The following is an 11,609-nucleotide window of genomic DNA, read 5'->3' as shown; positions in this document are numbered from 1 at the left end:
AATATCTTAAACCCTTACCACTCATATCCAAACAAATACCCATGTTACTAAGACCATTAAAAGCAATCGTTATACCTTCTTTATTAGTAATAGAATCAGAATACCTCAAAAAACTACCGCCATTTTGAAATTCACCGAAATCCATACCCAACACATCATTAACAACTTCCATAATACTCATTTTAGGATCAGTAAAAGTGATTCTTAACCAGTCAATACTTGAAGAATATTCAACCATATTTTCACCTTGCTTTTTCCACTTATTTTGTTTTATTTTTAAAAAAACTTTTTTCAAATGCAAAAACCCTTAAAACCCTTATAGTTCCTGTATTTTTCATAGATTTAAACCCTTTATTTTTGGGGTCACACAACCCGTATTACATAGGGGGGTTTTTAATAGATTCTTCCCCTCTTTGCTTCGCAATCTCTCAAAATACTATTCTTGTTTTTCCAAATGCGATAAATAGAATTCAAATGCTTTTTCTGCAATTTCTGCTTTAGTTGAAAAACGACCACTTTCAACTAATTTATTTATTCTCTCAGATGTTTCTTTCGGTAACCTAAAAGCTTCATGAACCTTTGGGCTCTTACCATCTTTCGGTTTCCTTCCTACCTTTACATAATTCGCTTTCACTAACAATCACCTCTCAAAATTCCTTTGAAATCATAGTATCATTTCGTGTAACGTTTTGTAAATACATTTCTAAAAAAATAAGGGAATCTTGACGAAACCTAGATTTTCATAACTTCTCTGACTCTATAAAAACTAACATTTTTTTTACCCATAAAAAACACGTTCCACCTTAGAGTACCAACGGATGAAGGCACTTTCTTTGCGTTGAATTGTTCACAATACTATCAAGATAAGAAAAATCTCGTCATTCTTCCCTATCTTTTGTGCAAAGACTCTACAAACTTCCCTTTAATTTTTGATACGTGTCAAAAATTAAAAATATACTTTATGATAGCAAAAAACCCCTAGTTTAATAGGGACGCTTTTTCATATCATAAAGTATACTTTTTTAAACTACTATTTTTTATTAAGAATCCTAGCATAAGCAAGTAAAACAACAACAATACAAATCAATGGGGAAAACATCCCTAATGAAATTATAATTCCTTCAAAGTCCATCATAATCCCTCATTCTCTTATTATCTCTCACATGTAATACCACTAAAAAACTAACCAAAATACCAATAATAAAAAATATCGGAAACATTTGTATTAAAAAAACAACAAACTCATTAAGCTCCTTTAGCATTCTCCTTCACCTTCCTCAAAACAAGATTAATAGCATCATATAACTCGAATAACAAAACCAAACCCACACCCAAACCTATAAATATCATTTTTCAGCCCCCTGTTAGCCACTGTAATGAACGAAACTGAAAACAATAGCCAAAATTACCACCATAAACAAAGAATTCAATACAGACGTTTTAAACGCTTCTGAATGTATTATTTCTTTCAAGTCGCTTCCTCCTGTTCAGCTTGGTCTATACCAAACATGCTTATAACAAATCCAATCAATAACAATCCACCAACTAACAACGATAATCCTTGCATATTATCTACCCCTTATTGTTCGGTTTTTAAGTTTATGATCAGCTGATTTTTGCACGGCTGCCATTACATTTTTTGATTAATTTACGAACGATAATTCAATTCTTCCAAGTATTCTTCAAGTTTTCTTCTCTCTGTTCTGGTCAATTCATTTTGTTGCATCATGAAGTATGAATTACGACCCACTTTAACCTTTCTATCGTTCCCAAACGCCTTTTTTCTTTGCCAATGCATACATTCGTATGGAACAAGGATAAAACCCATTTTATGAGCCATATCTTCAGCTAACTCTAATTGTTTAAAAAAACAATACTCTTGATACAATTTCGCTAACTTTACCGCTGGCAACGTAGGGAAATGGTATAAAAGTTGTCTTGGGTCTTTACCTTGAAACTTATTTGGAATTACTGAACATGTACTCATAATTTACCCCTCATTCAATCGAAATCTTTTTATCTAGAACAACTGGTTTCTTTCCCCTTGATCTATCGTGAATTTCTTCTAGTTTTTCAAAAAATTTATCAGATTCGCGTTCTGTTGGTGGTAAAGGGAAACCTTGCACCATTGCGTATGTATCATACAAATTTAATTGAAAATATCTTTTGGCCTTACTCATCGGTAAGAATGTTTTATTCAAGAATTCTCCTGTCTGATAGTCCATAAATCGCAATGAGAATCCCTTATTTCCGATTTTACGAACATCAACCAATATTTCTACAATCTGTCTTATACGGCTATCTACGTTGTTTATAGAAGGTGAACAATATATCTGTACACTCTTCATTTTCCTTGTAAACATCATTACTTCGGTTGCTATGATAGAACCATGCTTTGACCATTTACGGTTCGAGAAAGCCATTTGGCACTCATCCCAACAAGTGATACTCCCTTGAGCATTCGCTACCTCATACCAATCTGTATAGTGAGACATAGGATAAGAATCCAATAAGCCATAATTTGAAAATAACTTTATATCAGCCCCTTGCTCATAAGCTTTTTGTTTCCAATGATGAGCTAAAACAGACATAATAAACGTTTTCCCTGCTCCTAATGGTCCTTGTACAAAAATATGATGTGCCATTACCTTCTTCCCCTCTCAGCCATTACGATCGGTTTTGGTGGCTTTGGAATCAATCCTTCAATTGTTCTTAAGTAATACTCTGGGTCTGCTACATTAACCTTACTTTCCATAATGAACTCAGCAACTGCCTTATAAGGATTTTCATCCCCATGAAGATATGTATTCTCCCCTAGCTTCTGTAAGTAAATTAAAGCTCTTACTTGCGGTTCTTGTAACTCCTGTGCATTTGGTCTCATAACTTCTAAGACTTGCTTTACATCGCTTATATGTTGTACTTCTGGAAAGAGATTATCTGATATAACATTTTGTAGTTTTTCAGCATTACTATTGTTATTCACTTTGTTTCCTCCTAACGTTCGGATTTTATATGAAATTCTCTCCTGGATCTGCTACGCTGCCATGCATTTTTTTAATCAATTCCCGAACTATTGAGTCGGTTTTTGATATGTTTGTGTAGGAACATGTTGTTGTTCTGCTTTACCATTCGAGCAACTTACTGCACCAAATACGATGAAAGCAACAAGGATAATAAGCATTAAACCAATTTTCATAATGTCAAATGGACTCTCTGGCGGTTTCGGTTTAAATTGAGTGATATGTTTTAATACCATGCTCTTTTCTAACTGTGCCAATCTCTTCGTTTCTTGAACTGATTGAGAAGGCGCTCTATAAAAGAAGTTACGTCCATTCACACTATTTGTTATTTCACAATCACCGATAGGTACTGCATACTCACCAGTAACAAACAATGTATCCTCTTCTATGTTGTTAATTCGTTTAATATCACTCGTTTTCGCTTCATCATCAAATACGATCAAAACATCATTTGTACTCGGAAAAAAATCTTCTTCTTTCATTTTCGACCTACTAAATTTACTTAGCATTTTCTACACCTACCCTATAATGTCTCTTTGCTTTTGTTGTTTTCCTTTTCTGTTATAAATCTTTAATCCGATAAATACAGATGTAAGGATACCCATTGAAGCCCCAAAACCTAAAACATACATATACCCAAACGCTTCTACCACCATTTAACCCCCTCTTTTATGCTATAGTACATTCTCATAACCGACCTAAATATCAAAAGACTACCAAGCAACGTAACGGACGCTAGAATCGAAATTATGACCTTTTGCCACACACTCGGCATATCACCGAATACACTTAAATATTTTCCAACGTCAATCCCTTGAGCAACCACTAAATTGATAGATTGTAGTTTTTGTATTCCTAAATCTAAAAAACTTATGATCGGCTGAAAAATAGAATCTATAAAACTCCTTAACTTTTCTTTTACTCCCAAATCAATCACCACCAACACGAATAGATGAAACAAGTTTGATTGCTGAAACCGCCGTAAATAGCCAAATAATAAACAATAAAATATAAGCAACTGAATTTAACTGCATAGGCTCGGCAATCTTAAACAATTTCCCTATCGTGGACGAAAAACCGTTACCGGGCGAATGTGGGATATAAGTTAAACTCGCTAGGGTTTTTCCAAACCCAACCACTAGCGACCATAAGAGTTTTGCGGTCTGGAAAATTAATATAAATAACTTGGTCACAACCAACCCAATGTTATACAAGAAATATAGAAAGGCATCTATAAGGGCAAATATAACCTCTACAACCTTCATAATTACATCTATGGCTGGTTTAAATAGCCTATATAGTAAATTGCCTATCCACTTAATAACTTCCCATAACAAGCCAAATAACTTCTTAAACGCATCTCTTATGATTCCCATGTTTTACTTCCTTGCTCCTAACGCTTTATAAATCAAATCAATAAAACGATCTGCAAAAAGCAAAACACTTAATAAAAATATAAGAGGTACGATAACAGGAAAAAGCTTTGTAAAAACCGTTCCTAACATTGCATTAAACAAAAACGAATTCACTTCTTATCTTTCTCCCTTCTCACTGCTTTAACAATCAACTCTTTTAATGGTCTAAACCAAATGATTGCAATGGATAATAGTACAAATCCACCTATAATAGCTAACAACGAAACACTAGATGTCAATAAATCTAAAGGCGAAAACGGTATTTTCACATCATACTCAACTGTTAGTGCATCAGATGAAGGACTACCATTATTAGACTTACTTTTTTCTCCTTCAACATCATTTTTATTAACTGCACTAACTTGAATATTGTATTTTTTCCCATTCTCCAAGTTCTTCAATATCATCTTATTAGAATTAAGTAATTCTTGATTAACTTTCACACCATCTACATAAACGTTATACCCCTTTAAATAAGGCAAATCCACATTATCCCACGAAATAATCAAACTACCATCTTGTGGCGTAATAGAAATCTTCTCCGGTGGCTCAATTATAGGCATAGTGGTTTTAACTTTGGTCTTCAAACCGTTGGTTTCATAGCCTTTATCATCTAAAGCTGTAACCTTAAATTCATATTCCTTACTAGGTTTTAAATTCTTAACAACATAAGACTGACTTTCCTTCCCTAATGTAGCAATCATTTTATTATCTTGATAAACCTTTAATCCTGATAAACTTTCTTCTTGCGGATTCTTCCAAGATAATGAAACTTGATCTTTACCAACATCAGCTTTTAAATCCTTGAGTTCCGATAATTTACCATCATTAGCAAACACATAAAATTCATAAACATTAATTTCGTTTATATATACATAACTAAAATTAATATATCTAACATTTTTCACGATTCCTTTTTGAGAAATTGTATTATTATAAGACTTTAAAACATTAAAATCAGAATCTAAATATTGAATATATAATCTATCAAATCCACCTCTCGCACTAGCATTCATTTCAAAACCAGTTATGTCATAATCCTTACCTAAATCAAAATAAACTGGTGATGAAGAAGCATGATAAAACATGTTACTTGTAGAAGGATTTCCATCTGTCATGTTTACAAATTTAGCATTAGGATTATTTTTTAAATAACCGACTTTTCCACTTAACACATCAACATCCGCTGCGTATACCTTTCCAATATCCCCAAGTAAAACAAAACTAAAAATCGAGAAAAATAAAATCACGCATTTTTTAATTGTCAAATGTTACACCTCTAACATTGTTGTTCCATATTTTTAAACAACGACTTTGTACTTGTAAAATAGAGTTGCATGCTCTCAACCCTTGTCTTTTCCTCTTGATCTAAAGGATACTTTTCAGCTATCTCATTCATAAAACCAGAAAAAGAATCATTTAATTGTTGCAAGGCTTGGAATTCCTTCTTTAATTTCCGTTTTGAAACTGACTTCACTTTCTCACCCCCTTAAAAGAAAACATCAATCCCCAAACCCCTTATCCAAGGGGCTTCCCTCGGCGGTAGCCAGCCCCAAACGGTGAACGTTTGAGGACAAGCAAGAGGGTCTTTGGATAGATGCTCTATCAACTCCTTAATGCTCACTACGTTCCGCTTACCGTTGACAGATACCATATGTATTCGTCTGCTTTTAAATAGCTGACAACGTTAACCTGAGCCGTCTGGTGCATCAGGATGTCGTTTGTAGTTCCCGTGCGTTGTATCTTCTCCGCCCGTATTTGGTTTTGGTGGATTCCCTCCGTCTCCGTTTGGCTTCGGTGGGTTTCCTCCGTCTGGCTTTGGTTTTGGCGGTGTCCCTGTATCTATATTGGGCTTTGGTGGTTCTCCGCCATTCGGTTTAGGTTTAGGGAATCCTCCGTCTCCGTCAGGTTTCGGCTTTGGGAATCCCCCATTATCTTCTTTTGGTTTTGGCGGTTTAAAGCTGTCTTCCTTCGGTTTCGGATTATCTATAATTGGTTTATCATCTGGTGGTTTTGGTATTGGTTTTTGGCTTGGTTCTGGCTCTTTTGGTTTATTTTTGCTCCATTCACTCTTTTCGGTTTCGCCAGGCTTCGGCAAATCTTTCGGAACGTCTGGCAATGACCCAATAGGGTCTTTTATATCAAAACCGCCCGAGTCGTCTTGATCAAACTTAATTTCTTCCGCACCATCTTTTATATCGTCTGCGGTGAATCCAGATTCTTTTAACTTCTGATTATCTGGGAAGTCAGGTTCATACTTATCAAGACCTTTCGTGTCCGTTTCTGGCGGTAATGGTGGCGGTGACGGTGGGTCTGGTGCTTCTCCGAACACTTCTTTTAAATCCTTTTTCAACTGTGGACTTATCTTGTCAACGAACGTATCAGCAACTTTGTTCCAGTCTGGTGGCGGTGGTATTTTATCCCCCACTTTATCGACTTTCCCACCGATTTCATTCAACTTGTTCATTAACTCTTTCATCCAATCTTTGTTATCACCATCGTTTCCGCCTTGGTTTTTATCTTCTTCCTTTGGTTCTTCGATTTCTCCTGATCCATGTGGCTTATCTGGTAATTTCTCATTCGTACAAATACCATCATTTTTCCCGTCATAATCACGGAAGTCATCAGGATTTACGGCTTCTTCTGGTAACTCATAGTATTTAGCTCCTGCACCCCAATACTGTGTTACTCCTCCACCTTGTGCATTCTGCGAAAATCCTTTTGCTTTAAAACGCACATAACCCTTTAATTTTCCATTAACGAAAATATAAAAAGCGTAAGTTCCATTCTCTTTAATGTTGATATCAAATTTATTTTCCTTCTGAGACGGTCTCGTCCATTTTGTTAAACCAAAATTAAACGAACAGTCATTCACCAACATTAATTCAGACAATTGGAATGTCACTACATCCTTAGCATCAGCAACCTTTAATGAAAGACTAATCCCTTTGTTATCCACTATAACCCCCTTACTTCCTAACAACTGAAGAGACGGGCCATCAGCAAACACCGACCTCATATTTACAAACGGCATGAGAAATACCATAAAACACATTAACGTTTTGAGTACCGTATGCTTTTTTAACATTTAAAAAACCTCACGTTTTTGTATTAAAAAAAGGGAACACAATGCCCCTCTTTTATTAGCTGTTTTTACCGTTTCGTGATTGTGCTGCCACTCGAATAATACCGATAAGTTTCGGAACAAATGCAATCGCTAGACCTAATAAAATAAATCCACCTAATACACCTAATAAAGAAACTCCAGAACTCAATAAATCAGTTGGTCCGAATGGTAATTTTACTGCTGAGAAATCTACTGCCATAATAAAAAACCTCCATTTTTTTGTTTTATATTTCACTAGCTATTCGCTAGAGAATGTCAGTCCTTGTAGTAATACACATCGTTATCCTCTTCAAAGTCTTCATCTTTTTCAGTTGTTGAACTCTTTAACCTAGAAATGAACTCCCCAACTGTTTGAAATGCAAACCAGATCATAACGATTGGTGCAACGTAAAACATTAACCACTTCAAAATTTTCCAAAACTCGCCCATGTTATCAGCATTTAAGAAACTTGTGTAATTTGGCAAATCCATAATCAACCACCATTCTTAGACTTTACTGCTGCAACAAGCGCACCAATAAGCTTACCTGTTGCAAAAATTGCAACCATGATAAGAACAAAAGGCGCTCCGATTTTGAGTAAGAAACCAAAGATTCCCCAAAAGAAATCCCAGTCAAAAACATTTCCTAAGTTACCCAACTATTCCAACTCCCTCATTCCTTACTTTTTTCATATATTCCTAACATCGTGAACACTAACGAGACAATAACCGCAAATGAAATGATAATGAAAGCTACATCAGGATTAGCAAATACTGTTTTAAACGCTTGAAGAACTAGACCGCCTATCTCCATTTGTCGCTTCCTCCCTTAATAATGTTCATGATAATAATTGCTACAGGATATAAGAGGAAACATGAAGCTATAGCGATAAAATAAATAACTCCTATTTCTTTTGGTGTTGTTATTAACGTTTGGTACATAATTAGAATCTCCTCGTGATTTGGTTATAGATCATAACGAACAATACACAAACTAATAGAGTAGATACAATAATGTCACCAAGCGTTATCGTGTGACTTACTATTATGCTTCCTGCATCAGTGGTTACTAAACTTTCATTCATTTGCTACACCTCGTTTTAACAAAATAAAAAAGGGACAAGTACAACTTCTAAATAAGAAGGCATACTTGTCCCTTGTCGCACTACATCTATAGATATGGATATACATCAGTTAATGAAATGTGTATAATAACATAGGTAGTTGTAGTGAGCTTTATGCTCGGTTGCGAAGTATTGCCTTACTTCTCAGCCCCTACTCGGTATTGGCGTACCGTGTGGGACTGCAACTATTTTTTTATTTTGTTTGGAATTTGGGTTTGGAATATATCTCAAATTCTAATTAATTTTTGAAGATTTTTCTACAAAATGGATGAGCCAAAATTATTTTGGCTCAAATTAAATATGACAAAATGCTCGATTCCATTTTTAAAAAATGCAAGACAAAAAGTGATATAGAAATTTCACATACCAGATTGTTTTTAGGTGTACACAGTACCCCAAGTGCACAAATAGTTTTTGCTCGCATTTTCATTTCATAGATATAATATATCATTAAAAAATCACACGTTTTTACAACAAAAATCCTACGATCAAAACAATAAAAAAAGATTAGATTTTCATCTAATCTCCCACATCTTCTTTTCTCTTTTCGACTAAAAATATATATAAAGATAATACAATTCCCTGAAAATACTAAGATACTTTTTGCACCATTTCTAACACTTTACTTCTCCATCTGCTAACATCTTCATCCGAAATTCCTAAATCAATTAACTCTTTAGGAATGAAATTTTTATCCAACAACCATAGAGACAATCTTTCCAAAGCAACATTTTGATTACCAAAACTATAAATATTCTCATACTTTTTACAAGTATGCTCTTTTTTACCTGTGTATCTTGATAAATAAAAATATCTATTCCCCGCTGCCTTCGTGCTATTTAAATATGCCACAAAAAGCACCTCCCGTAATTTTCTCGAAAATTAATACGAACACATATTCGCGCACCGATAAACATGTTCGCATATTTTGTAAAAAAAAGAAAGAAAAATGATTAGTCTTTTTTAGCTAAATTCTTGTTGTAGTAATCCATTATGATCTTGCTGGCTATTTCATTTTTATTTCCTAACTCTTCAAACGCCCAAATTACTTTCTTTGGGACTTTAACAAATATCGTATCTATCTTGTCTTCCAATGGTTTTCTCGGTCTCGGCATTCAAAAATCCTCATTATCCCTTTTATTATCAATCCCCTTTTCTTTTTTCTTTTTTTCTTTTTATTTTTCATCAGTATAGCAACGTTCTATTTCATTCACTATATTTTTTTATAAAATCTTCCAAAGCAAGTTCTACAATCAAAGATTTTTTCTTTGTTAAATTTTTCTCTGCTATAAAATCATCAAACATAAATTGAGTTTTTTCATTTAAGAAAATATTGTTTCTGTAATCCCCTGTTTCTCTCTCTCCAATACGATCATATAATCCTTTTTCTTCTTTTGTATCAACCTTCTTAAAATTAGCTATCATTTCTTTAAGTATTTTTACTTCTTCACTAGAAAACTGGTTACTTGTCATTAATTTGTCATTAACTTGTTTTTTAGTTGTCTCTTTGTTGTCTTTAAATTGTCCTTTAGTTGTTGTTTCGTTGTTCAAATGTTGTCCCTCTATCCTTATCCACTTATTAGAAACATAATCAAATCCAGATTTTTTAAGTCCCCTCTGTAACTTACTCGTACTACAACCTAAATCTTCGGCAATCCCTTTTAATTTCTCACCTGACTGAATACGTTCAAATATTTCCTCATAATCCATATATTCAACGCTCCTTATATATCGATAAATCTCTATGTTATAATATATTATAACACATTAACAACAACCAAACAACAATAAAGGTAGTTTTTAACAACCATTAAACAACAACCAAACAACTATTTAGCTTGTTTTTAACAACAACCTGATTTTACTAATGACATATAACAAAAAACATATTAAAATATATGATAATCAATCAATAAAAAAATCCCTTTAAGTGTTGGTTGCACTCAAAAGGATTTATCTTTATATTTTTTTGGTGGTTTTATCTTTTGGTTTTATCTTTTGGTATCGTCCTCATTGGTATTGGTTTCCATTGGGGACTCTTTTTCGTCTTCATCTTCTTTTACAGCATCAAAGGTTTTACCCTCATTCTTACTAGCTAAACGTATATCAACTAAATTTGTAGATAAGCGTTCCAATGCTTCTTTATATCTTTTCATCTCTTCCATTTCTTTTAACTCATTTTGGTACTTTTCGTCTTCTTTTCCTTCTTCAATCCCTTCTTCCGCAACTTCTTTAACTAAATTCAATAAGTAATCCAATCCATTTAGTTCAGCTATTTGAGCCAATGACTTTTTAACAGTTGTCCTTATCCATTTTTCCTTATCTACATTCTTAATGGTTTTAACCGCCGACATATCAATTTTTTCAACTTCTATAAAATCAACCCACTTTTTAAACCTTTCTCTTCTTTCAACATCATGCTTTCCATATTTACCTTTATCAGCTTTAGATTTAAAAAGTATTATCTTATTCAATGTATTCAAAACCATATCAGAAATCTTTTTACCCTCAATAATATTGTTTGCAACAGCCTTAGATTTTTTGTTCTTATATTCAATTTCATATCTTTCATGAAAGAACAATGATTCATCAACGTGAACACCTTTATTTAACGCTTCTGCATACTTATTATACATACGTATGAATTCTTCATTTTTTCTGTTTCCTATGTAAATTGTGATACCTTCTTCTTTCAACTTACCTTCATGAGTTTTAACAACCTCTTGATTTTTAAATTTCCCCAACGAATACAAATCTTCATTTTCTAATTTTTTAGCTATTTGCCATAATCTAACGTGTTTTTTATCCTCTTCATAAGCCTTTACATCAATACATAAGTCCAATCTAGGAATATTAGATTCTGGATATTCACGAGCAACCCTCGCAAGAAATGACTTCCATAAAACATCTACATTATCACTATAAGATTCATTGATATTTTCAT

Annotated in this window: 22 protein-coding genes; all 22 read right to left on the bottom strand. The window is 33.7% G+C overall.

What is annotated here, in order from left to right:
• Positions 1-295: hypothetical protein (locus QCI47_RS30115; RefSeq protein ID WP_353812087.1), on the bottom strand; the 295-nt coding region annotated here is incomplete at its 3' end.
• A gap of 141 nt (positions 296-436) precedes the next feature.
• A complete protein-coding gene (locus QCI47_RS30110; RefSeq protein WP_097837703.1) occupies positions 437-634 on the bottom strand; it encodes a ribbon-helix-helix domain-containing protein in 198 nt (65 codons plus the stop codon).
• A gap of 1,014 nt (positions 635-1,648) precedes the next feature.
• Positions 1,649-1,987, bottom strand: a complete 339-nt coding sequence (locus QCI47_RS30105) for a hypothetical protein (protein ID WP_353812086.1) — start codon at positions 1,985-1,987, stop codon at positions 1,649-1,651.
• 10 nt (positions 1,988-1,997) lie between these two features.
• Complete coding sequence (locus QCI47_RS30100; protein WP_242291014.1) at positions 1,998-2,645, bottom strand: zonular occludens toxin domain-containing protein; 648 nt, start codon at positions 2,643-2,645, stop codon at positions 1,998-2,000.
• A complete protein-coding gene (locus QCI47_RS30095; protein ID WP_033695556.1) occupies positions 2,645-2,983 on the bottom strand; it encodes a hypothetical protein in 339 nt (112 codons plus the stop codon). The genes QCI47_RS30100 and QCI47_RS30095 overlap by 1 nt, the downstream gene beginning before the upstream one ends.
• Positions 2,984-3,070: 87 nt before the next feature.
• Positions 3,071-3,502 carry a hypothetical protein gene (locus tag QCI47_RS30090; protein WP_033695555.1) on the bottom strand — a complete coding sequence of 144 codons (432 nt, stop codon included), beginning with the start codon at positions 3,500-3,502 and terminating at the stop codon, positions 3,071-3,073.
• A 36-nt stretch (positions 3,503-3,538) separates the two neighbouring features.
• Positions 3,539-3,673, bottom strand: coding sequence for a hypothetical protein (locus tag QCI47_RS30085; protein ID WP_000228838.1), 135 nt, complete (start codon positions 3,671-3,673; stop codon positions 3,539-3,541).
• Positions 3,667-3,948 (bottom strand): hypothetical protein, encoded by a 282-nt coding sequence (locus QCI47_RS30080; protein ID WP_304522168.1) that lies wholly within the window; start codon positions 3,946-3,948, stop codon positions 3,667-3,669. Before QCI47_RS30080 ends, QCI47_RS30085 begins: the two co-directional genes overlap by 7 nt.
• Before the next feature lies 1 nt (position 3,949).
• Positions 3,950-4,396, bottom strand: a complete 447-nt coding sequence (locus tag QCI47_RS30075) for a hypothetical protein (RefSeq protein WP_353812085.1) — start codon at positions 4,394-4,396, stop codon at positions 3,950-3,952.
• Between the two features lie 3 nt (positions 4,397-4,399).
• Entirely contained in the window at positions 4,400-4,549 is a 150-nt protein-coding gene (locus QCI47_RS30070; protein WP_353812084.1) for a hypothetical protein, read from the bottom strand.
• Positions 4,546-5,703: a fibronectin type III domain-containing protein gene (locus QCI47_RS30065; protein ID WP_353812083.1), complete on the bottom strand. Its 1,158-nt coding sequence runs from the start codon at positions 5,701-5,703 to the stop codon at positions 4,546-4,548. Before QCI47_RS30065 ends, QCI47_RS30070 begins: the two co-directional genes overlap by 4 nt.
• 11 nt (positions 5,704-5,714) lie before the next feature.
• Complete coding sequence (locus QCI47_RS30060) at positions 5,715-5,912, bottom strand: hypothetical protein (RefSeq protein ID WP_353812082.1); 198 nt, start codon at positions 5,910-5,912, stop codon at positions 5,715-5,717.
• Between the two features lie 210 nt (positions 5,913-6,122).
• Positions 6,123-7,481, bottom strand: coding sequence for a proline-rich domain-containing protein (locus QCI47_RS30055; protein ID WP_353812088.1), 1,359 nt, complete (start codon positions 7,479-7,481; stop codon positions 6,123-6,125).
• Between the two features lie 97 nt (positions 7,482-7,578).
• Positions 7,579-7,761, bottom strand: coding sequence for a hypothetical protein (locus QCI47_RS30050; protein WP_242291006.1), 183 nt, complete (start codon positions 7,759-7,761; stop codon positions 7,579-7,581).
• A 56-nt stretch (positions 7,762-7,817) separates the two neighbouring features.
• Positions 7,818-8,033 carry a hypothetical protein gene (locus tag QCI47_RS30045; RefSeq protein ID WP_353812081.1) on the bottom strand — a complete coding sequence of 72 codons (216 nt, stop codon included), beginning with the start codon at positions 8,031-8,033 and terminating at the stop codon, positions 7,818-7,820.
• A gap of 2 nt (positions 8,034-8,035) precedes the next feature.
• Positions 8,036-8,200, bottom strand: a complete 165-nt coding sequence (locus QCI47_RS30040; RefSeq protein ID WP_353812080.1) for a PTS ascorbate transporter subunit IIC — start codon at positions 8,198-8,200, stop codon at positions 8,036-8,038.
• Positions 8,201-8,214: 14 nt separating this feature from the next.
• The gene (locus tag QCI47_RS30035) at positions 8,215-8,355 is read right to left on the bottom strand and encodes a hypothetical protein (protein WP_179884075.1); all 141 of its coding nucleotides are present in this window, start codon (positions 8,353-8,355) and stop codon (positions 8,215-8,217) included.
• Positions 8,346-8,483 carry a hypothetical protein gene (locus QCI47_RS30030; RefSeq protein ID WP_353812079.1) on the bottom strand — a complete coding sequence of 46 codons (138 nt, stop codon included), beginning with the start codon at positions 8,481-8,483 and terminating at the stop codon, positions 8,346-8,348. The genes QCI47_RS30035 and QCI47_RS30030 overlap by 10 nt, the downstream gene beginning before the upstream one ends.
• A 773-nt stretch (positions 8,484-9,256) precedes the next feature.
• Complete coding sequence (locus QCI47_RS30025) at positions 9,257-9,517, bottom strand: hypothetical protein (protein ID WP_046952000.1); 261 nt, start codon at positions 9,515-9,517, stop codon at positions 9,257-9,259.
• Positions 9,518-9,618: 101 nt separating this feature from the next.
• Positions 9,619-9,780: a hypothetical protein gene (locus QCI47_RS30020; RefSeq protein ID WP_001137912.1), complete on the bottom strand. Its 162-nt coding sequence runs from the start codon at positions 9,778-9,780 to the stop codon at positions 9,619-9,621.
• Between the two features lie 91 nt (positions 9,781-9,871).
• Complete coding sequence (locus QCI47_RS30015) at positions 9,872-10,375, bottom strand: hypothetical protein (RefSeq protein ID WP_353812078.1); 504 nt, start codon at positions 10,373-10,375, stop codon at positions 9,872-9,874.
• A gap of 281 nt (positions 10,376-10,656) precedes the next feature.
• On the bottom strand, positions 10,657-11,609 hold a 953-nt coding region (locus QCI47_RS30010), incomplete at its 5' end, for a replication initiation factor domain-containing protein (RefSeq protein WP_353812077.1).

This window comes from Bacillus cereus group sp. RP29 (assembly GCF_040459765.1).
GTDB classification, from domain to species: domain Bacteria; phylum Bacillota; class Bacilli; order Bacillales; family Bacillaceae_G; genus Bacillus_A; species Bacillus_A paranthracis.
The sequence above is the reverse complement of the archived record's forward strand: the minus strand, read 5'-3'. Positions and strand labels throughout refer to the sequence as shown.

Excerpts from the sequence above, each read along its gene's own strand:
- QCI47_RS30105 (WP_353812086.1), bottom strand. The coding sequence starts at position 1,987 with ATGAGTACATGTTCAGTAATTCCAAATAAGTTTCAAGGTAAAGACCCA.
- QCI47_RS30100 (WP_242291014.1), bottom strand. The coding sequence starts at position 2,645 with ATGGCACATCATATTTTTGTACAAGGACCATTAGGAGCAGGGAAAACG.
- QCI47_RS30090 (WP_033695555.1), bottom strand. The coding sequence starts at position 3,502 with ATGAAAGAAGAAGATTTTTTTCCGAGTACAAATGATGTTTTGATCGTA.
- QCI47_RS30075 (WP_353812085.1), bottom strand. The coding sequence starts at position 4,396 with ATGGGAATCATAAGAGATGCGTTTAAGAAGTTATTTGGCTTGTTATGG.
- QCI47_RS30055 (WP_353812088.1), bottom strand. The coding sequence starts at position 7,481 with ATGGTATTTCTCATGCCGTTTGTAAATATGAGGTCGGTGTTTGCTGAT.
- QCI47_RS30050 (WP_242291006.1), bottom strand. The coding sequence starts at position 7,761 with ATGGCAGTAGATTTCTCAGCAGTAAAATTACCATTCGGACCAACTGAT.
- QCI47_RS30045 (WP_353812081.1), bottom strand. The coding sequence starts at position 8,033 with ATGGATTTGCCAAATTACACAAGTTTCTTAAATGCTGATAACATGGGC.
- QCI47_RS30035 (WP_179884075.1), bottom strand. The coding sequence starts at position 8,355 with ATGGAGATAGGCGGTCTAGTTCTTCAAGCGTTTAAAACAGTATTTGCT.
- QCI47_RS30030 (WP_353812079.1), bottom strand. The coding sequence starts at position 8,483 with ATGTACCAAACGTTAATAACAACACCAAAAGAAATAGGAGTTATTTAT.
- QCI47_RS30020 (WP_001137912.1), bottom strand. The coding sequence starts at position 9,780 with ATGCCGAGACCGAGAAAACCATTGGAAGACAAGATAGATACGATATTT.
- QCI47_RS30015 (WP_353812078.1), bottom strand. The coding sequence starts at position 10,375 with ATGGATTATGAGGAAATATTTGAACGTATTCAGTCAGGTGAGAAATTA.